The sequence below is a fragment of the Streptomyces sp. NBC_01551 genome, assembly GCF_026339935.1.
Classification (GTDB): Bacteria; Actinomycetota; Actinomycetes; order Streptomycetales; family Streptomycetaceae; genus Streptomyces.
This window is the reverse complement of record NZ_JAPEPX010000001.1, coordinates 4,056,242-4,076,368: the sequence shown is the minus strand read 5'-3', so window position 1 is coordinate 4,076,368 and position 20,127 is coordinate 4,056,242. Positions and strand designations below refer to the sequence as shown.

Annotated in this window: 15 protein-coding genes; 5 read left to right on the top strand and 10 right to left on the bottom strand. The window is 74.3% G+C overall.

Annotated elements, in window-relative coordinates:
* Positions 1-25: 25 nt before the first annotated feature.
* The gene (locus OG982_RS18475; RefSeq protein WP_266948904.1) at positions 26-826 is read right to left on the bottom strand and encodes a DUF3017 domain-containing protein; all 801 of its coding nucleotides are present in this window, start codon (positions 824-826) and stop codon (positions 26-28) included.
* Entirely contained in the window at positions 816-1,682 is an 867-nt protein-coding gene (locus tag OG982_RS18470) for a bifunctional methylenetetrahydrofolate dehydrogenase/methenyltetrahydrofolate cyclohydrolase (RefSeq protein ID WP_266785393.1), read from the bottom strand. Before OG982_RS18470 ends, OG982_RS18475 begins: the two co-directional genes overlap by 11 nt.
* Positions 1,683-1,936: 254 nt before the next feature.
* On the opposite strand from OG982_RS18470, the gene OG982_RS18465 reads away from it, so the two are divergent.
* Positions 1,937-2,563, top strand: a complete 627-nt coding sequence (locus tag OG982_RS18465) for a hypothetical protein (protein ID WP_266785395.1) — start codon at positions 1,937-1,939, stop codon at positions 2,561-2,563.
* Between the two features lie 109 nt (positions 2,564-2,672).
* On the opposite strand, the gene purH is transcribed toward OG982_RS18465, so the two are convergent.
* Positions 2,673-4,265, bottom strand: coding sequence for a bifunctional phosphoribosylaminoimidazolecarboxamide formyltransferase/IMP cyclohydrolase (purH, locus tag OG982_RS18460; RefSeq protein ID WP_266948902.1), 1,593 nt, complete (start codon positions 4,263-4,265; stop codon positions 2,673-2,675).
* Entirely contained in the window at positions 4,262-4,885 is a 624-nt protein-coding gene (purN, locus tag OG982_RS18455; RefSeq protein ID WP_266785399.1) for a phosphoribosylglycinamide formyltransferase, read from the bottom strand. The genes purH and purN overlap by 4 nt, the downstream gene beginning before the upstream one ends.
* A gap of 256 nt (positions 4,886-5,141) precedes the next feature.
* On the opposite strand from purN, the gene OG982_RS18450 reads away from it, so the two are divergent.
* The gene (locus OG982_RS18450; RefSeq protein WP_266785401.1) at positions 5,142-5,741 is read left to right on the top strand and encodes a hypothetical protein; all 600 of its coding nucleotides are present in this window, start codon (positions 5,142-5,144) and stop codon (positions 5,739-5,741) included.
* A gap of 259 nt (positions 5,742-6,000) precedes the next feature.
* Here the strand turns inward: OG982_RS18450 and OG982_RS18445 are convergent, their stop codons facing one another.
* Complete coding sequence (locus OG982_RS18445) at positions 6,001-7,587, bottom strand: DUF6350 family protein (protein ID WP_266785403.1); 1,587 nt, start codon at positions 7,585-7,587, stop codon at positions 6,001-6,003.
* A 1,307-nt stretch (positions 7,588-8,894) separates the two neighbouring features.
* On the opposite strand from OG982_RS18445, the gene OG982_RS18435 reads away from it, so the two are divergent.
* Complete coding sequence (locus tag OG982_RS18435) at positions 8,895-9,707, top strand: hypothetical protein (protein WP_266792358.1); 813 nt, start codon at positions 8,895-8,897, stop codon at positions 9,705-9,707.
* Between the two features lie 113 nt (positions 9,708-9,820).
* Here the strand turns inward: OG982_RS18435 and sucD are convergent, their stop codons facing one another.
* From sucD to OG982_RS18410, 5 genes are all read right to left on the bottom strand, one after another.
* Positions 9,821-10,711, bottom strand: a complete 891-nt coding sequence (gene sucD, locus OG982_RS18430; RefSeq protein WP_030710487.1) for a succinate--CoA ligase subunit alpha — start codon at positions 10,709-10,711, stop codon at positions 9,821-9,823.
* Between the two features lie 21 nt (positions 10,712-10,732).
* Positions 10,733-11,911, bottom strand: coding sequence for an ADP-forming succinate--CoA ligase subunit beta (sucC, locus tag OG982_RS18425; RefSeq protein WP_250744077.1), 1,179 nt, complete (start codon positions 11,909-11,911; stop codon positions 10,733-10,735).
* 255 nt (positions 11,912-12,166) lie between these two features.
* Positions 12,167-13,333 (bottom strand): VWA domain-containing protein, encoded by a 1,167-nt coding sequence (locus tag OG982_RS18420; protein ID WP_266785409.1) that lies wholly within the window; start codon positions 13,331-13,333, stop codon positions 12,167-12,169.
* A 100-nt stretch (positions 13,334-13,433) separates the two neighbouring features.
* Positions 13,434-15,674: a DUF5682 family protein gene (locus OG982_RS18415; protein WP_266948900.1), complete on the bottom strand. Its 2,241-nt coding sequence runs from the start codon at positions 15,672-15,674 to the stop codon at positions 13,434-13,436.
* Complete coding sequence (locus OG982_RS18410) at positions 15,671-16,777, bottom strand: AAA family ATPase (RefSeq protein ID WP_266948898.1); 1,107 nt, start codon at positions 16,775-16,777, stop codon at positions 15,671-15,673. Before OG982_RS18410 ends, OG982_RS18415 begins: the two co-directional genes overlap by 4 nt.
* A 134-nt stretch (positions 16,778-16,911) precedes the next feature.
* On the opposite strand from OG982_RS18410, the gene OG982_RS18405 reads away from it, so the two are divergent.
* Both OG982_RS18405 and OG982_RS18400 read left to right on the top strand, forming a co-directional pair.
* Positions 16,912-18,252, top strand: a complete 1,341-nt coding sequence (locus OG982_RS18405) for an SWIM zinc finger family protein (RefSeq protein WP_266948897.1) — start codon at positions 16,912-16,914, stop codon at positions 18,250-18,252.
* Between the two features lie 204 nt (positions 18,253-18,456).
* Positions 18,457-20,025, top strand: coding sequence for a DUF5691 domain-containing protein (locus tag OG982_RS18400; RefSeq protein ID WP_266785417.1), 1,569 nt, complete (start codon positions 18,457-18,459; stop codon positions 20,023-20,025).
* Positions 20,026-20,127: the final 102 nt, after the last annotated feature.

Here is a 20,127-nt window from a genome sequence, read left to right as displayed (position 1 = left end):
GGAGGGGCTCGCACCCCTCATGCGCTCAGCGGATGCTGAAGTGGACCGCCGACTCCAGCGAGGGGATGTCCAGCCACGGCTTCGGTTGCATGACCAGCGCGAGCAGCGTGATCGCCACGCCCAGTACCCCGTACGTGGCCATGTCCGTGAAGCGGGAGCGCACCGCGAGCATGCCGACCGAGGGCAGGACGCGGCGCAGGACGGCCGCCGCGATCAGCGCGATGCCGATGGCCAGGCAGCCGATCCGGGGATGCCCCATGGCGGTGCCGAGCAGTCCGGCGGCGGTAGCGGCGAGCACGCTGAGCATCGGCCACTGGCGGGCCGGCGCGGGCGCGTCGCGGTGCGCCGCCCGGCCGCCGCCCTCGGGGCGGGCGGTGTCCTGGGTGACGGAGGGGAACCGGCGCGTCGCCTTCCCCTCCTTCGCCCCTTGCCCCACCGCGACGGTCGCACCCGCCGCCTGCTTGACGCCGGCGGCCGCCGTGGCGATCGCCGCCGCCGTGGCGGTCGGGGAGGTCCCGGCCGTCACGGCGGTCGGGGCGGTCGCAGCGGTCGTGGCGGTCGCAGCGGTCGTGGCGGTCGCAGCCGACGTCGCCTTCGGGCCACTGGTGGCCTTCGGACCGGTCGCCGCCTTCGTGGCCCGTACTGCCTTCGGCGCGCCCGCCGCTTCCTTGGCGCCGCCCGGCTTCGCGGCGCCCGCGGCGGCCTTCGCGGAGCCCGCGGCCTTCGTGGCCGCCCCCGCCTCCTTGCCGCCCGTCGGCTTCGCGGCGCCAGCCGCCTTCGGCCCGCTCATCGCGTCCGGCGCACCCGGCTCGCGTTCAGCCCGCATGGTGCGTCGCCGCCCGTTCGGCCGCGTCGACGACGTTGACCAGCAGCTGCGCCCGGGTCATAGGGCCGACTCCGCCGGGGTTCGGGGAGATCCAGCCGGCCACCTGGGCGACCCCGGGGTGGACGTCGCCGACGATCTTGCCGTTCTCGTCCCGGCTGACGCCGACGTCGAGCACGGCCGCGCCCGGCTTCACGTCCTCCGGCTTGACCAGGTGCGGGACCCCCGCCGCGGCCACGATGACGTCCGCCTGGCGCAGCAGCCCGGAGAGGTCGCGCGTACCGGTGTGGCAGAGCGTGACGGTGGCGTTCTCGGACTTGCGGGTCAGCAGCAGCCCGATGGAGCGCCCGACGGTGATGCCGCGGCCGAGGACGACGACGTGCGCGCCGTTGATCTCGACGCCGTGGTGGCGCAGCAGCTCGACGATGCCGTACGGGGTGCACGGCAGCGGTCCCGGCTCGTTCAGCACCAGTCGGCCGAGCGACATCGGGTGCAGGCCGTCGGCGTCCTTCTCCGGCGCCATCAGCTCCAGCACCCGGTTGGTGTCGATGCCCTTGGGCAGCGGGAGTTGGACGATGTAGCCCGTGCACTCCGGGTTCTCGTTGAGCTCCCGTACGACCGCCTCGATGTCCTCCTGGGAGGCGGTGGCGGGCAGTTCGCGCTGGATGGAGGCGATGCCCACCTCGGCGCAGTCCTTGTGCTTGCCGTTGACGTACCAGCGGCTGCCCGGATCGTCGCCGACCAGCAGGGTGCCGAGGCCGGGAGTGACACCCCGCGCCTTGAGGTCCGCCACGCGGGCGGTCAGTTCGGACTTGATAGCGGCTGCCGTGGCCTTGCCATCGAGAATCTGGGCGGTCATACCCCCATCCTCCCGGATGGGGCGGCCCCGGTTCCAGTCGCGTCGCCTCGGCGGCCCCTCGGATTCATTGCACTTGCACAACAAGTGACCGTCCGTGTGCGCAACGGCTGGACAAGTCCCGCGCACGGCGATCACGATGGCGGTCACAGAGTGCCGCGGGCAGTGCCGGGGGGCGGGCCGCAAGGACGCAGTGACGTCTCCGTGGCGTGCCGTGCGTCCCGCACTTCCCGCGCTTCCACGGAGGAACATCCCAGATGAGCTTCGGCGACCCGCACAATCCGTACGGACAGCAGCAGGGCCAGCCCGGGTACGGCTACCCGCAGCAGGCCCCGCAGGGCATCCCGCCGCAGCCGGGCTACGGCTACCCGCAGCAGCAGGCGCCGCAGGCCTACCCCGGGTACCCCTCGTACCAGCCGCCGCCGATGCAGATGCCGGGCCTGATGAAGGCGGCCCGTGTCGTGCTGTTCGTCATCGGCGGGTTCCAGCTGATCGGCGCGATCCTGGCCGTCGTCTTCGGCGCGCTGTTCGCCGGGTCCGAGGACTCCGACGTCGGGGACGTGCTGGGCGGCGCCGCCATCGCCCTGGGCGTCGGCCTCGCCCTCCTCGCCACCCTCTCCATCACCCTGGCCGCCCGGCTGGGCAAGGGCGCCACCCCGGTGCGCGTCCTGACGATCATCTACGGCGCCCTCGGCATCCTGGGCAACCTGGGCAACGTGGCCAGCTCGATCGCCGCCTCCTCCTCGCTCCACGAGGAATCGGCGGGCGCCACCATCGCCGGCTCCCTCATCGGAAGCGCCATCGGCCTCACCATCAGCGGCATCATCCTCGGCTCGATGGTGGGCAGCGCTGCGACCGCCTGGTTCCAGCGCCCGCGCTACTGATCCCCGTAGGCCCCCGGACCACGCACACGGCGAAGGCCGCGTCCCGCACTGCTGCGGAACGCGGCCTTCGCCGTCAGCGGTACCGGGTCCGGGCCGGTGTCCGGGTCACTCAGTGGAAGAAGTGCCTCGTCCCCGTGAAGTACATGGTCACGCCGGCCGCCTTCGCGGCCTCGACGACCTGCTCGTCACGGACCGAACCGCCCGGCTGGACCACGGCCTTGATGCCGGCGGCGGTCAGGATCTCCAGCCCGTCCGGGAAGGGGAAGAAGGCGTCCGAGGCGGCGTACGAGCCCTGCGCGCGCTCGGCGCCGGCCCGCTCGACGGCGAGCTTCGCCGAGTCGACGCGGTTGACCTGGCCCATGCCGACGCCGACCGAGGCGCCGCCCTTGGCGAGCAGGATCGCGTTTGACTTGACGGCCCGGCAGGCCTTCCACGCGAACGCGAGCTCGGCGAGCTGCTCCGGGGAGAGGGCGTCGCCGGTGGCGAGGGTCCAGTTCGCCGGGTCGTCGCCCTCGGCCTGGAAGAGGTCGCTCTGCTGGAGCAGCGCGCCGCCCGAGATCGGCTTCAGGTCGCCCGGCTGGTGCGGGGTGCCGTCCACCTTGAGCACGCGGATGTTCTTCTTCTTGGCCAGGATCTCGACCGCGCCGTCCTCGTACGCCGGGGCGGCGATGACCTCGGTGAAGATCTCCGCGACCTGCTCGGCGAGCTCGACGGTCACCGGGCGGTTGACGGCGATGACGCCGCCGAACGCCGACAGCGGGTCGCAGGCGTGCGCCTTGCGGTGCGCCTCGGCGACGTCCGCGCCGACCGCGATGCCGCAGGGGTTGGCGTGCTTGATGATCGCGACGCAGGGGTACTCGTGGTCGTAGGCGGCGCGGCGCGCGGCCTCGGTGTCCACGTAGTTGTTGAAGGACATCTCCTTGCCGTGCAGCTGCTCGGCGTTGGCGAGCCCGCCCGGCTGGCCGTCCGTGTAGAGCGCGGCGGCCTGGTGCGGGTTCTCGCCGTAGCGGAGGGTGGACTTGCGGTCCCAGGCGCCGGCGAGGAACTCGGGCAGGACGGCCTCCGGCTCCGGGGCGTACGCGTTGGTGAACCAGGAGGCCACGGCGACGTCGTAGGCGGCGGTGTGCTGGAAGGCCTCGGCGGCGAGCCGCTTGCGGGCGGTGAGGTCGAAGCCGCCGCCCTGGGCCGCGGCGATGACGTCGGCGTAGCGGTCGGGGCTGGTCACGACCGCGACCGACGGGTGGTTCTTGGCGGCGGCGCGGACCATCGACGGGCCGCCGATGTCGATCTGCTCCACGCACTCGTCCGGCGTGGCACCCGACCGGACGGTCTCCAGGAAGGGGTACAGGTTGACGACGACCAGGTCGAAGGGCTCGACACCGAGCTCGGCGAGCTGGTTGCGGTGGTCCTCCAGGCGCAGGTCGGCGAGGATGCCGGCGTGCACGCGCGGGTGCAGGGTCTTCACCCGGCCGTCCAGGCACTCGGGGAAGCCGGTCAGCTCCTCGACCTTGGTGACGGGCACCCCGGCGGCGGCGATCTTCGAGGCGGTGGAGCCGGTGGAGACGAGCGCGACGCCCGCCTCGTGCAGGCCGCGGGCCAGCTCTTCCAGTCCCGTCTTGTCGTAGACGCTGATGAGCGCACGCCGGATCGGCCGCTGGGTCGTGGTCGGGTCGTTGCTCGCAACGCTCTCTACGGCGGTCACTGGATTGTTACCTTTCGTCCCTCAATGCGGTAGCCGTGCCGGGCCAGGCGCCCCACGACGTCGACGAGCAGCGTGCGCTCGACTTCCTTGATGCGCTCATGGAGAGCGCCTTCGTCTTCCCCGTCCCGGATCTCGACCACACCCTGGGCGATGATCGGACCGGTGTCCACGCCGCCGTCCACGAAGTGGACGGTGCAGCCGGTGACCTTCGCGCCGTAGGCGAGCGCGTCCCGTACGCCGTGCGCCCCCGGGAAGGCGGGGAGCAGGGCGGGGTGGGTGTTGATGAACCGGCCGCCGAAGCGGTCGATGAACGCCTTGCCCACGATCTTCATGAACCCGGCGGAGACCACCAGGTCGGGCTCGTGGGCGGCGGTGGCCTCAGTGAGGGCGGTGTCCCACTCCTCGCGGGTCGCGTACGCCTTGACCGGGCACACGAAAGTGGGGATCCCGGCCTTCTCGGCCCGCTCCAGCCCGGCGATGTTCTCGCGGTCGGCGCCGACGGCGACCACTTCGGCGCCGAAGCCCTCGGGACCGCCGGGGTCGCCGGCGATGGCGTCGAGCAGGGCCTGGAGGTTGGTGCCGGACCCGGAGACCAGCACGACCAGGCGGGAGACGGCCATGGGAGGCCCTTTCTCGGGGGAAACGCGTCGTTCGTTTAGTGTGATCGTACGAAACTCCAGGGCACCGATATACGGGGAACCATACGAAGCCACCGACCGGCTGCAACGATACCGGCTCACCGGACGGCCCCCGAGGGACGGGGGGACGGCCGAGGGGTAGCGTCTGGCCTACAAGCCGCGAACGGTGCGGCGCGATGTCGGCGCGATGCCCCGCGCCGCATGCCGAGTCCACGACACAGGGGAAGTAACGCACTCGATGCCGGACCGCCGTCAGCCCGACTCCTCGACCGACGACAACCCCTTCGCGGCGCCCCCCGAGGGCCGGCCCGACCAGCCGTGGGAGCCGCGCGACGGCGGCGGCGGAGACGGGCGCGACGGCGACCGCGACCGCCGGGGCACCGACCCCGACGCTGGCGGCCCCGCCCGCTGGGACCCGACGGACCCGGTCCAGCGGCGCGCGCGGTACGCGCTGCTGTCGGGCATGTGGGGCTTCTTCTTCGGGATCTTCGGGATCCCGTCGATGGGGCTCCTGCTGGGAGCGCTCGCGCTCTACTGGGGCATCACCGCACTGCGCGGCCGCCCGGCCGCGGCGACCCCGACGGACGGCACCACACCGCCGCCCTCCGGCCTCGCGGCCCTCGGCCCGGCCGCGCGTCCTCAGCGGACGGCCGCGATCAGCGGGCTGGTGACGGCGTCACTGGCGATCCTGCTGGCGGCGAGCTCGTACGCCTTGCAGCTGGCCTACAAGGACTTCTACGTCTGCCGCGACGACGCCCTCACGAAGACGGCGGAACTCCAGTGCAACACCCTCCTCCCGGACAACGTGATCGGCGACATCCTGAAGTCCCGCCGCTGACCCCGGCGGGTCCCTGAACATCCCTGCCGCCTCCGCCGGCCCCTCAAGCCCAGCCGGCCCCTCCAGCCCTGGCCGGGTAAATCCAGTTCCGCCGGCCCCTCGAACCCTGGCCGGGGTAAATCCAGCCCCGCCGGCGATTGAGGCGCGGGGGTCCGGGGGCCGGCCCCCGGCAACGGCGGCGCGACGGACAAGCCGGCACCGCCCGGAACGCCCCGACCCCGGCCGGGTCGATCCAGCCCCGCCGGCGATTGAGGCGGGGTCAGAGGGGTGGGCGGCGGCGGGACAGGACTCGGGCGCCTGAGACCGGGGGTACCGGTGGGGCGACCGGGGTCGGGTCCGGGATCGGGGTCGGGACCGGGTCCGGCTCGGGTTCCGGCTCGGGATCCGGAACCGGCACGGGATCCGGCCTCGGATGCGGCCGCACCGGCGTGACCGGCGTGACCGGCGTCGACGCCAGATCCGGAACCAGCGTCCCCGCCGTCCGGCGCAACGCCTCCCACCGGAGTTCCCGCGTACCCGACGCATGCCACTCATCCGCGTCAACATCAACATCAGCGCCGGCGTCACCGGCATCGACACCGCCCAGCCGGTTCCGCCACCCGTGCACGGCGACAGCCAACGGCACCGCCAGCCCCAGCGTCCACCCCCCAGCCGCGCCCCCCACCTCCCACCACACCGGCCCGAACCGCGCCAACTCCCGCGACCCCAGCGGCCCCGACGCCACCCCCGCCAGTCCCGCCATCAACAGCCCGCACACCACCGCACCCAGAGCCGCCGTCAGCGCCGTCTCCCCGTACGAGACTTCGCGCGCCCGCCGCACCGCGAACCACCCCACCGCCAGCCCGGCCGCCACCGGAATCACGCCCACCGCCCAGGTGACCGGCGACCCCGGCCCCTCCGGCGGCAACGCCGCCAGCAGCGGGAACCGCGGCAACGGCAGCGCCGCCGACCCCTCGAAGCCCAGCGGCGTCGCCGTCGCCCCGGCGCCCAGCGCGAACCCCGGCCCGAGCGCGTACGCCGCGCCCCACACCATCGCGTTCGGGATCAGCGCCAGCGCGAGCAGCAGCACCGCGAACCGCCCCGACCACACCCCCGTCAGCGACAGGAACGTCCCCTGGACCTCCGCGCCGTGCCACGCCAGCGACGCCCCGACCAGCAGGACGCCCCCGCCCAGGAGCACCAGCGCCCCAGCCGCGCCGGACCGCAGCGCCAGCGCGTAACGGGGGCGCGCCACCGCCCTCCGTACGCCCCTCGGCACCCACTCCGGCAACGGGCCGAGCGGGCGCCCCTTGGCCACCCACACCCCGCCCGCCGCCGCGAGCACCGCCACCAGCGGGACGTGCCAGGCCGCGCTCAGCGGATCCGCCGGCATCGGACCGCCGGCCGCGTACACCGTGGCCAGCGAGCCGACGGTCAGGTATCCGCAGGTCACGGCCGAGAAGACGGCGCCGGCCGGCAGCACCTCGTCGCCGTCGCTCCCGTCCCCCGAGGCACTGCCGAGCCGCGCGGCGCGCCGCATCAGCAGCACGGGCAGCGCCACCAGGAGCAACGGGGTCACCCCGACGGGCGCCGGCACGCCGGAGAGGGTGTCGTAGCGGATGAGGTCCGTGCCGTGGGCGAGCAGCCACAGCCCGGCGGCGAGGTGCAGTGCGCCGCCGGGGCCGCTGTCGGGGTAGGGGGAGCTGATCCACAGCACGATCACGAGCACGGCGAGGAAGCCGAGCCCCAGTCCGGCGGCCATCGCGCCGCCCAGCACACACGCGGCGGCCGCCGGTGAACGGCGCCGCCCGCCGGCCCTCGGGGGCGCCGGCGGCAACGGGGTCCCGCGTTCGATTACTTGGGTCACCCCGCCATGGTGCCAACGACACGCGCTATGGGTGGGTAACAGGCGAATGTCCGTGGTGTCGCTCAATATACGTTTATGTACTTTATCGCCCAGGGTCGCCGGGTCACGGGGAGCGTGGCATGACACAAAACGTCGGTACGACCTCCGGCGAGGGCCCGGCCCCTGAGCCGGCCCTCCCCACGCCCGGGGAGCGCCGAAGGCTGCGCGAGGCGGCCGAGCTGACGTACGACCAGGTCGCGGCGACGGTCGGGGTCACCGGGACCACCGTCCGCTCCTGGGAGTTGGGCCGCACCGAACCGCGCGGCCGCAAGCGCGCGTCGTACGCCGCGTTCCTGTCCGCCCTGTCCGAACGCACCACCCCCCGCGGCGCCACCCACCCCCGTCCCCCGTCCGGCCACCCCACAAAACCCCCAACCCCCTGGCCCCACCCCGCCCCCAACCCCCCACCCACTCCCCCCTTCCACCCTCCCACCTGGACCCGCCCCTCCCTCACCCCCACCACCTACCGGGGTCCCCACCCCTCCCCCGTCCCGGCAGGCACCCCGGCCCCGGCCATGCCCCCGACATCCCAGCCCTTCCCGGGACCCGTAGGCACACCCGGCCCCGCAGGCACCCCTGACCCCGCCATGCGCAGGGCATCCCAGCCCTTCCCCGAACCCGCAGGCACACCCGGCCCCACCATGCCCCCAGGAGCCCAGCCCTTCCCCACCTCCCACGACGCCCCGGGCGCTCCGGGCTCCGCCCGCTCCTCCGACTCCGCCGGAGCATCCGCCGCGCCGTCGGGTTCCCACGCCTTCCCCACCCCTCCCGAGGCCCCGGGCACCCCCGGCCTCGGCTCCGCCAGGCCCCCGGGATCCGACGGCTTCTTCACCTCCCCCGAGGCTTCGGGCACCACCGGCCCCGCCATGCCTCCGGGATCTCACGCCCCGTCAGCCGAAGTCCCCGCGCCCGTTGCGGCGCCGGCCGCCTCGGTCGCTCCGGGCTCCTCCGGCCCCGAAGCCGCCCCGGCGGCCCCGGGTTCCCCGGGCTACCAGCTCTTCCGGGCTGACCCGGCTCCGGGCCCCCTCGGCCCCGATCCGTCCCCGGGTTTCCAGGCCGTCTCCGCCTCCCCCGCCGCGGCCGGCGCTCCGGCGCCCGTGGGGGTCGCGGTCGAGGCATCGCCGCTCGCCGACGGAGGGTCGGAATCCGTGGAGTCCCCCGGGCTCGCGGGCGCCTCGTGGGCTCCGGGTGCCCGGGGATCCGGTCCGGCCCCGGCCCCGGGGCCGGACAGCCCGCCCGACCCAGCGGCAGCGGAACCGGTGGCACCGGTGACGCCCGCCGCCGCCTTCGACGTCCTCTACGCCCGCACCGCCCCCGCCCTCGTCCGTCAGGCGTACCTGCTCACCGGCCGCCGCACCCTCGCGCTGGAGTCCGTCGAGCGGGCCTTCCACCTGGCCTGGAACCGCTGGCCCGAGGTCATCGCCGACCCCGATCCCATCGGCTGGGTGCGCGCGGCCGCGTACGAGTACGCCCTCTCCCCCTGGCACCGGCTGCTGCGCACCCACAAGCACGCCGACAAGCCCCCGGCCGACCCCGCCGACCGGATCCTGATGGACGCGATGCTCGCCCTGCCCCCCGTCCACCGCCGCACCGTGCTCCTCTACGACGGCATCGGCCTCGACCTCCCCGACACCGCCGCCGAGACCGAGGCCACGACCCCCACCGCCGGCAGCCGCCTCCTGCGCGCGCACGCCGCGCTGGCCGCCCGGATTCCCGAACTGGCCGCCGTACCGCCTGAGAAGCAGTCGGCGGTGCTGCGCCACCGGCTCGGCGCGCTGCGGCCCGCCGTACCCCTGGAGCCGCGCCCGGCAGCCGCCGTACGCGGCTCCGGCGAGCACCGCACCCGGCTCCTGGGCCGCTCCGTACTCGGCCTGACCGCCATGATCGCCGCCGCGACCGCCTACACCGTCGCGACCGCGCCCACCGAGTACATCCCCCCGCTGGCCCCGGGCGCGAACGTCTCCGGGGTGCCCCCGCTCAGCGGCCCCCAGCATCTGACAGAGCGGAGCAGGGAACTCCACGACAAGCTGCGCAACGACCCGGAGGCCGGGCCCGCCCGCATCGCCCCCGGGGTCGAGTAGCCGAGCGGCCGCGAGGTCGAGCGGCCACACAGCCGGGCAACGCGAAAACGGGCGTGGCCCGCACCCCCGAAAGGGTGCGGGCCACGCCCGTGCATGCGTACAGCCAAGGGCTGCTACTGCGCGGCGTTCAGGATCTCGCGCGCGAGCTTCGCCGTCTCGGTCGGCGTCTTGCCGACCTTGACGCCGGCGGCCTCGAGGGCCTCCTTCTTGGCCTGCGCGGTGCCGGAGGAGCCGGAGACGATGGCGCCGGCGTGGCCCATGGTCTTGCCCTCGGGGGCGGTGAAGCCCGCGACGTAACCGACGACCGGCTTGGTGACGTTCTTCGCGATGAAGTCCGCCGCACGCTCCTCGGCGTCGCCGCCGATCTCGCCGATCATGACGATCAGCTCGGTCTCCGGGTCGGCCTCGAAGGCCTCCAGGGCGTCGATGTGCGTGGTGCCGATGACCGGGTCGCCACCGATGCCGACGGCCGAGGTGAAGCCGATGTCACGGAGCTCGTACATCATCTGGTAGGTCAGCGTGCCGGACTTGGACACGAGACCGATCTTGCCGGGCTTGGTGATGTCGCCCGGGATGATGCCGGCGTTGGACTGGCCGGGGGTGATCAGACCCGGGCAGTTCGGGCCGATGATGCGGGTCTTGTTGCCCTTGGCGGTCGCGTACGCCCAGAAGGCGGCGGAGTCGTGCACCGCGATGCCCTCGGTGATGACGACGGCCAGCGGGATCTCGGCGTCGATGGCCTCGACGACGGCGGCCTTGGCGAACGCCGGCGGGACGAAGAGGACGGAGACGTTGGCGCCCGTCTTCTCCATCGCCTCGGCGACCGAGCCGAAGACCGGGACCTCGGTGCCGTCGAAGTCGACGGTCGTGCCGGCCTTGCGCGGGTTCACGCCACCGACGATGTTGGTGCCGTCAGCCAGCATCAGCTTGGTGTGCTTCATGCCCGTGGCACCGGTCATGCCCTGGACGATGACCTTGCTGTCCTTGTTGAGGAAGATAGCCATGTGAGTCTGTGACCTCTGCCCTTACTTCGCAGCCGCGAGCTCGGCGGCCTTGTCGGCCGCGCCGTCCATGGTGTCCACGCGCTGAACCAGCGGGTGGTTGGCGTCCGACAGGATCTTGCGACCCAGCTCGGCGTTGTTGCCGTCGAGGCGGACGACCAGCGGCTTGGTGACCGCCTCGCCCTTGTCCTCGAGCAGCTGCAGCGCCTGGACGATGCCGTTGGCGACCTCGTCGCAGGCGGTGATGCCACCGAAGACGTTGACGAACACGGACTTGACGTCCGGGTCGCCGAGGATGATCTCGAGGCCGTTGGCCATGACGGCGGCGGAGGCGCCACCGCCGATGTCGAGGAAGTTGGCGGGCTTGACGCCGCCGTGGTTCTCACCGGCGTACGCGACGACGTCGAGGGTGCTCATGACGAGACCCGCGCCGTTGCCGATGATGCCGACCTCACCGTCGAGCTTGACGTAGTTGAGGTTCTTCGCCTTGGCGGCGGCCTCCAGCGGGTTCGCGGCCGCGTGGTCCACGAACTCCTCGTGGCCCGGCTGGCGGAACTCGGCGTTCTCGTCGAGCGAGACCTTGCCGTCGAGCGCGATGACGTCGCCGTTGGCGACCTTCGCGAGCGGGTTGACCTCGACGAGGAGCGCGTCCTCGGCGATGAAGGTGGCCCACAGGGTCACGAGGACCTCGGCGACCTTCTCGGCGACCTCGGCCGGGAACTGCGCCAGCGCGACGATCTCGCGGGCCTTCTCGATGGTCACGCCCTCGTTGGCGTTCACCGGGACCTTGGCGAGCTTCTCCGGGGTCTCCTCGGCGACCTGCTCGATGTCCATGCCACCCGCGACCGAGGCCATGGCCAGGAAGGTGCGGTTGGTACGGTCCAGCAGGTACGAGACGTAGTACTCCTCGAGGATCTCGGGAGCCGTCTCGGCGATCATCACCTTGTGGACCGTGTGGCCCTTGATGTCCATGCCCAGGATGTCCGTCGCACGGGCGACGGCCTCGTCCGGGGTGGCGGCGAGCTTGACGCCGCCGGCCTTGCCGCGGCCGCCGACCTTCACCTGCGCCTTGACGACCGACTTGCCGCCCAGTCGCTCGGTGGCCTCGCGCGCCGCCTCAGGCGTGTCGATGACTTCACCGGCCAGCACCGGTACACCGTGCTTGGCGAAGAGGTCCCTCGCCTGGTACTCGAACAGGTCCACGCGCGTCCGTCCCTTGTCTTCAAAGATTCGCAGTGATTCGCGGTTGTCTGCTATCTGCGTGGGCGTGCCGCGGAGGGCAACGTGACGGCTCTGTCACAAGGAAGGCGCACACGGTGACCGTGGACGCGGCATGTCCGTCTCGCAGGTTATCCCCGTGGGACGTGGGTCCCTAAATCGCAGATCACACCTGAGCGGTGATACCTGTCACAGATCGCCTCACGGTTGAGCTGCGTCTTCGTGCGATCTGCCGATTTACTACGCCGGGCGGGGGTCGGGCAGGGGCCGCTTCTCCAGGGCGGCCGCCATGACGTCCGGGAACAGGTCGGGGGTGCAGGCGAAGGCCGGTGCGCCGAGCGCGGCGAGGGCGGCGGCGTGTTCGCGATCGTAGGCGGGCGCGCCCTCGTCCGACAGTGCGAGCAGGGTCACGAACTCGACCCCCGCCCGCTTCATGGCGGCGACCCTCTTCAGCATCTCGTCGCGTATGCCGCCCTCGTAGAGGTCGCTGATCAGGACGACGACCGTGTCGGCGGGGCGGGTGATCTTGGACTGGCAGTACGCGAGCGCCCGGTTGATGTCGGTGCCGCCGCCGAGCTGGGTGCCGAAGAGGACGTCGACGGGGTCGTCGAGCTGGTCGGTCAGGTCCACGACGGCGGTGTCGAAGACGACCAGCCGGGTCGCGATGGACCGCATCGAGGCCAGCACCGCGCCGAAGACGGAGGCGTAGACGACGGAGGCCGCCATCGACCCGGACTGGTCGATACAGAGCACCACCTCCTTCTTCACCGCCTGGGAGGCGCGCCCGTACCCGATGAGCCGCTCGGGGACGACGGTGCGGTACTCGGGCAGATAGTTCTTCAGATTCGCCCGGATGGTCCGGTTCCAGTCGATGTCCGCGTGCCGGGGGCGGCTGACCCGGGCGGAACGGTCGAGTGCGCCGGTGAGGGTGGCCCGGGTGCGGGACGCGAGCCGCTTCTCCAACTGCTCGACGACCTTGCGGACGACGGCGCGGGCCGTCTCCCGGGTCGTCTCGGGCATGGCCTTGTTGAGCGACAGCAGGGTGCCGACCAGATGTACGTCCGGCTCGACGGCCTCCAGCATCTCCGGCTCCAGGAGCAGCGTGGACAGGCCGAGCCGTGCGATGGCGTCCCGCTGCATCACCTGGACGACGGAGCTGGGGAAGTACGTACGGATGTCCCCGAGCCACCGCGCCACGTTCGGCGCGGACCCCCCGAGCCCCGCGGACCGCTCACCCCTTCCACCGCCGGCGCCCCCGTACAGCGCCCCGAGCGCCCCGTCCATGCCCGCATCGCGCCCCCCGAGCACGGCCCCGGTCCCGTCGGCCTCACCCCCACCCAGCACCATCCGCCACCGCCGCAACCGCTCCCCACCATCCGCCGACATCACATCTCCCGTCCCGCTCATCGATCCGATCCCCCTGTCCCTGCTCAGTCCTCAACCGCCCGAGGGGCTGAAGCCCCTGGGGCTCCGCCCCCGGAAACGGCGGCGCGCCGGGCGGGCCGCGTCACGGCGGGGTGGGGGTGAGGAGGAGGCGGAGTACCGGGAGGACCGCGTCGGCGCGGGTGGGGTCCAAGGTCGGGGCGAAGCCCGGCAGGGCACCGCCGGGGAGCGCCGACGCCCGGCCAGGGCCCCGGCGGGCCAGTTCGCCCAGGGTGCGCCGCACGCCCGGCTCATACGCCCCGAACGTCCGCCGAAGCAGCGGCAGTACGTCGATGAACGCCCCCTCCGGCACCGACACCAGCCACGCGTCGATCAGCCCCAGCAGCCGCTCGTCGTGGACCAGCAGCGTGCCGCCGCCGCCCGCGAACCCCTCGATCCACCCCGCCGCGTCGGCCGGGGAGGACGCCGGCGACAGGGCGAGCCCCATCAGCCGCGCCGTCTCCTCCTCCGGGAGCCGGCCGTCGTCGAGCAGCAGGCGAGCCGCCCGCCCCCGTATCAGCCCGGGCACCGTGTCCCGCGCGGCCAGCGCCCGCAGCACCGCCGACCAGCGCTCCCGCAGGTCCTGCGACCCCAGCAGCCCGATCGCCCCGTGCACCCCGTCCACATGGCCCCGCAGCTCCGCCGCCGCGTCCGCGTCGAGCCCCGCCGCGCACGCGACCGGCAGCGCCACGCAGATCCGCTCCGCGAGCCCCGCCGCGACCGTGCCCAGCGCCGACGCGTCGGTCCCCCGGACGTCCCCGTACCGCAGCGAGCGGGCCAGCGCGGGCAGCGCCTTGGCCAGCCGCGCCACGTCGGTGTCCAGCGCGGCCCGGTCGGCCAGCGCCCGCAGCACCGCCGGCAGCGCCTCGCTCAGCCCCGCCAGCAGGCACCGCTCGGCGAGCGCCGTGACCTCCCCGAGCTCCCCCGCCCCGGCCGCGTCCGACTCGGCCTTCGCCGTGGCCGCCGCCAGGACGGTGGTGCCCCAGATCCCGGCCTCGGCGACGCGCACCGACAGCTCCGGCTCCCACCGCAGCCGCCAGGTCTCCCGGAACGTCCCCGTGCTCCCCCGGGACGCCGCCGGGGTGCCCCACTCGATGCCGAGCAGCCGCAGCCGGTGCAGCAGCAGCGACTTCGCCGCGTCGGTGTCCTTGCGCAGGTCGAGTTCGAGCTCCCGGTCCCGCGCCTCCGCCTTGAGCCGCAGCGAGCGCTGCCGGCGCGTGAGGTCCCGCTGGAGCGGTACGACGGGCGCCGCGTCGGGGACTTCGCCGAGCACGTCGCCGACGACCAGCCGGTCCTCGATCAGCGCGAGCGGCACGTCCGAGCCGTCGCACATCACCGCCCGCACCGCCTCCAGGGTCTCGGTGAGCCCCGGCAGCGGCCGCCCCCGCACCGCGGCCAGCGTCTCGGCGAGCCGGACCGCCTCGATGACATGGGCCGAGGAGACCTGCCGGTCCTCCTCCCGCAACAGCCCGGCCACCTTGGTCAGCCAGCGCTCGACCGGCCGGTCGCGGGCGGCGAAGAGGTGCGCGTACCACCCGGGCGAGGTGATGCCCGCCCCGTACCCGCCGGCCCGGGCGAGCCGACGGTGCGTCCACGGCACCCAGGCGGTCTCCACCTTGACCTTGGGAAGCCCGGTGAGCAGCGCCTTGTCCGCGGCGGCCGTGGTGCGGGCGCGCAGCGCCGGGACGTGCCAGGCGCCGCACACGACGGCGTACTCCTCGCCGAACTCCCGGCGGGCGGCGCGCATCCGCTGCCGCATGTACGCCTCGCGGACCAGGTCGCGGGCGTGCCCGCCGTCCCCGTACTCCTCGCGCAGGGCGCCCATGGCCTCGCCGAGCGCCTCGAAGGCGGCCTTCGGATCGGCCGCTCCGGCGCCCCGGTGTTCGACGACGTCCTCCCACCAGCGCTCGGGGTCGTCGTACCCGGCGGTCTCGGCCAGCACCGCGAGCGGGTCCAGCCGTACGGTGTCGGGCGCGCGCGCCTCCGGTTCCGCGGCCAGCGTGTGCGCGGCCGGGAGGTCGATGAACCGGACCGGTATGTCCCGCTCCTGCGCCCACCGGATCGCGGCCCACTCCGGGGAGAAGCCGGCCAGCGGCCAGAACGCGGCCCGGCCGGGGTCGTCGGCGGCGTGCGCGAGCAGGGCGACGGGCGGCCGCATCCCAGGGTCGGCGGCCAGCGGGAGCAGCGCGTCCCCCTCGGGCGGGCCCTCGATGAGCACGGCTCTGGGCCGGGCCGCCTCCAGGGCGGCCCGCACGGCGCGGGCGGAGCCTGGTCCGTGGTGCCGTACGCCCAGGAGCAGCGGCCCCCGCGCGGCGGGGACGCTCATGCCGTCACCTCCCGGCAGGCCCGGTAGAAGTCCTTCCAGCCGTCCCGCTCACGGACGACGGCCTCCAGGTATTCCTGCCAGACGACCTTGTCGGCGGCCGGGTCGCGCACGACGGCCCCGAGGATCCCCGCGGCCACGTCGGAGGGGCGCAGGACGCCGTCCCCGAAGTGGGCCGCCAGGGCGAGGCCGTTGGTGACGACGGAGATGGCCTCGGCGGTGGACAGGGTTCCGCTGGGCGACTTGACCTTGGTGCGGCCGTCGCCCGTGACCCCGTCGCGCAGCTCGCGGAAGACGGTGACGACGCGGCGGATCTCCTCCAGCCCTTCGGGCGCGGCCGGCAGGTCGAGCGCGCGGCCCATCTGGTCGACGCGGCGGGCGACGATGTCGACCTCGGCGTCGGCGGTGGCGGGCAGGGGCAGCACGACGGTGTTGAAGCGGCGGCGCAGCGCGCTGGAGAGCTCGTTGACCCCGCGGTCGCGGTCGTTGGCGGTGGCGATGAGGTTGAAGCCGCGTACGGCCTGCACCTCCTGGCCGAGTTCCGGTATGGGGAGGGTCTTCTCCGACAGGACGGTGATGAGGGTGTCCTGGACGTCGGCGGGGATGCGGGTGAGCTCCTCGACGCGGGCGGTCATGCCGTCGGCCATGGCGCGCATGACGGGGCTGGGGACGAGGGCCTCGCGGCTGGGGCCGTGGGCGAGGAGCCGGGCGTAGTTCCAGCCGTACCGGATGGCTTCCTCGGGGGTGCCGGCGGTGCCTTGGACGAGGAGGGTGGAGTCCCCGCTGACGGCCGCGGCGAGGTGTTCGGACACCCAGGTCTTGGCGGTGCCGGGGACGCCGAGCAGGAGCAGGGCGCGGTCGGTGGCGAGGGTGGTGACGGCGACCTCGACGATGCGGCGCGGTCCGACGTACTTGGGCGTGATGACCGTCCCGTCGTCGAGGGTGCCGCCGAGCAGGTACGTGGCCACCGCCCACGGGGAGAGCTTCCAGCGGGTCGGGCGGGGCCGGTCGTCGGCGGCCGCCAGGGCTTTCAGTTCGTGTGCGAAGGCGTCTTCGGCGTGCGGTCGCAGCGCCTCGGCGCCGGTGCTGTTCTCGGGCATGGTCATGCTCCCCCTCCACTGCTCGGCAGCCGCTCCCGACTGCTGTGACAACGGTGCACCACGCCACTGACAACGGGCCTTGTTCGGAGCGTTGTTGCTGGTCAGGGCGATTGTCAGTGGGGGTCTCTACGGTGGAACACATGACTGAGCAGGGGGACCGCTGGACGGCGGAACAGGTACTGGCTCTGGCTCCTGACGTGGCGTCACGCAAGGCGGGGGGCAGGCTCGGCGGGCCGGGCCCGTGGTCGCAGACCGGAGGTTCCGCTTCCGGTGCGGTGTGGGGGTTGTGCAAGGGCAGCGGCAGTACGCCGTACCGGACGGTCGTGGACCTGACGGGCCCGGCGTACAAGTGCTCCTGCCCGAGCCGGAAGTTCCCGTGCAAGCACGCGCTGGGGCTGCTGCTGCTCTGGGCGGCGGAGGGGCTGGGCGAGCCCGGCCAGGCGCCGGACTGGGCCGGGGAATGGCTCGCCGGGCGGGCGGCGAAGGCCGCGCGCCCGGCCGGCGGGCCGGCCAAGCCGGTGGACGAGGAGGCCGCCCGGCGCCGGGCCGAGCGGCGGGCGGCGCGCGTCGGCGCGGGCGTCGGAGAGCTCGAACAGCGGCTCTCGGACCTGCTGCGGGGCGGCCTGGCCGGCCAGGAGCAGACGGGCTACGCGGGCTGGGAGGAGACCGCGGCCCGGATGGTCGACGCCCAGGCCCCCGGACTGGCCGCGCGGGTGCGGGAGTTGGGGACGATACCCAGTTGCGGGCCCGGCTGGCCCGCCCGGATGCTGGAGGAGGCCGCGCTGCTGCACCTGCTGGACCGGGCCTGGCTTGGGGTTTCGGCGTTGCCGGAACCGCTGGCGGCGACGGTCCGCAACCGGGTGGGGATACCGGGCGCCTCCGGGGAGGGGGAGGCGGTACGGGACCGGTGGCTGGTCCTGTCCCAGTACGACTCGGTGTCCGCGGACGGCCGCCTCACCACCCGCCGGATATGGCTGCGCGGGCTGGGGAGCGGGCGCCCGGCCCTGGTGCTCGACTTCGGGCCGCCCGGGCGGCCGCCGGGGCTGGCGCTGCCGGTGGGGCTGGTGCTGGAGGCGGAGGCTCGCTTCCGGCCCGGTTCGGCGGGGCTCCGGGCGGACCTCGGGGAGCGGTTCGCGGCGGCGACGCCGTGCGCGCAGGCCCCGGCCGGGGTGAGCACGGAGGCCGCCCTGGAGGCGTACGGGGCGGCGCTGCGCGAGGACCCGTGGCTGGATTCCTGGCCCGTGGTGCTGGGCCCGGTCCTCCCGATACCGGGCGAGCTGGGCTGGCAACTGGCGGACGTGGAGGGGACGTCCGCCCTGCCGGTGGCCCTCGCCGGGGGCCGTTCGCGGTCCGGACTGTGGCAGCTGGCCGCCCTCTCGGGCGGCGGTCCCGTCACGGTCTTCGGCGAGTGCGGCCATCGCGGCTTCACTCCGCTGACGGCCTGGCAGCCGGATACGCCGGAGCCCGTGGCCCTGGTCTGACCGGCCAGGGGGAGCGCCGGCGCGGGGAGACGAAGGAAGCGCACGGCGCGGGGGCGTCGGCGTGAACACACGAGCGAGCCGGGGGGCAAGCGTGAACGACAGCCACGCCAGCTGAACGCTGGTCGAAACGGGGCGGAAAGCCGCTCCGGTCCCGCGGAGGGGGCGGGACCGGAGCCGGGCAACACGACGCGAGGGAGGGGTCCGATGGAGACGCTGGACGGGGAGACGCCGCACGGGGACTGGGAGGAGCTGGTCGGGGTCGCGCTGCTGGGCACCGAGCGGCGACAGGGCAGTCCGGAGGCGCTGCTGGACGCGGCGGCGGTGCAGACCGTACGGCGGCGGGCCGGGCTGCGGCCCGCCGAGGCGGGTCCGCGCCCGGAGCCGGCGCCCCGGGATCCGCGCCCGGCGCCACCGGAAGCGGCCCGGCGGCGGCTCGCGCAGCTGCTGGCGGGCCGCTCGGGAGCGGCCGGCGGGGGCGGCCGTCGCGGCACCGCCCCGGATCTGACGGAGCTGCTGCCACAGTGGCTGGCCGCCGCCGGGCGGTACGGGTACCGGGCGCCGGCGGCGCTGGTGCCGGCGCTGCTGGACGCGGCCCGGGCGCGTACGGACCTGCGCCCGCAGGCGCTGGCCCTGGCCGGGGTCCGGGGGCTGTGGCTGGCCCGGCTGAATCCCGACTGGCGGTTCGCGCTGCGCGGCGGGTCGGGGGGCGGCGGGGAGCTGCCGGAGGTCACGGACGCGGCGGGGGTGGAACGGCTGTGGCAGGAGGGCCTGTTCGCGGAACGGGTCGCGCTGCTGGGCGCCGTACGGGCGCACGAGGCGGCGGGGGCGACCCGGCTGCTGGCGACGACCTGGGCCACCGAACGGGCCGAGGACCGGCTGATGTTCCTCGATTCGCTGCGGGTGGGGCTGTCGGAGGGGGACGAGCCGTTCCTGGAGGCGGCGTTGGGAGACCGCAGCCGCAATGTCCGCGCGACGGCGGCCGAGTTGCTGTCCGCGCTGCCGGGTTCGGCGCTGGCGGGACGGATGGCTGAGCGGGCGCTGGCCTGCGTGGGCCCGGAGGGGGTGACTCCGCCGGCGGAGTGCGACGCGGGGATGCTGCGGGACGGGGTGGTGAAACGGCCGCCGGCCGGGCGCGGGGAGCGGGCGTGGTGGCTGGGCCAGCTGGTGGAGGCGGCGCCGTTGTCCTGCTGGCCGGAGCGGTTCGGGGGGCTGGGCCCGGCGGAGATAGTGGCGCGGCCGGTGGCCGAGGGCTGGGCGGAGGAACTCCACGCGGCGTGGTGCCGGGCGGCGGTGCGCCAGCGTGATCCCGGGTGGTCGCAGGCCCTGCTCGGCTCGGCGTCCGCGCCGGCCGCGGCCGGGCCGGGGACGGCGTCGATAGCGGAGCGGGCGAAGCTGCTGTCGATCCTGCCGGAGGGGGAACGGGCGCGGTGGGTCGCGGAGTTCGTGCGGGCGCACGGGCTGTCCGAGGCGTTTCAGCTGCTCGGGGTGTGCGGGGTGCCGTGGGCGGGGGTGCTGGGGCGGGCCGTGGTGGACGCGCTGGACGCCGCGCGGGCGGCGGGCAGCTACCCGTGGAGCTTCAGCGGGGTGATGGGGCTGGCGGAGCGCTGCCTGGATCCTGCGGAGGCGGGGCGTCTGGAAGCGCTGACGGCCGCGCCGGAGGATCCGGACTCCGCGCCGGGGGCGGCGGCGTACTGGTCGGAGGCGTTCCAGCGCCTGGTGGCCACCCTTCGCATCCGCGCGACCATGCTGTCGGAACTAACCCCGCCCCTCTGAACCCCGCCTCAACGCCGACGAGGCTGACGGGGTACGCCGGACAGGCCGAGCTGGAGCGGTAGCCGGGCTGCAGCCCCTGGGGCTCCGCCCCAGACCCCGCGC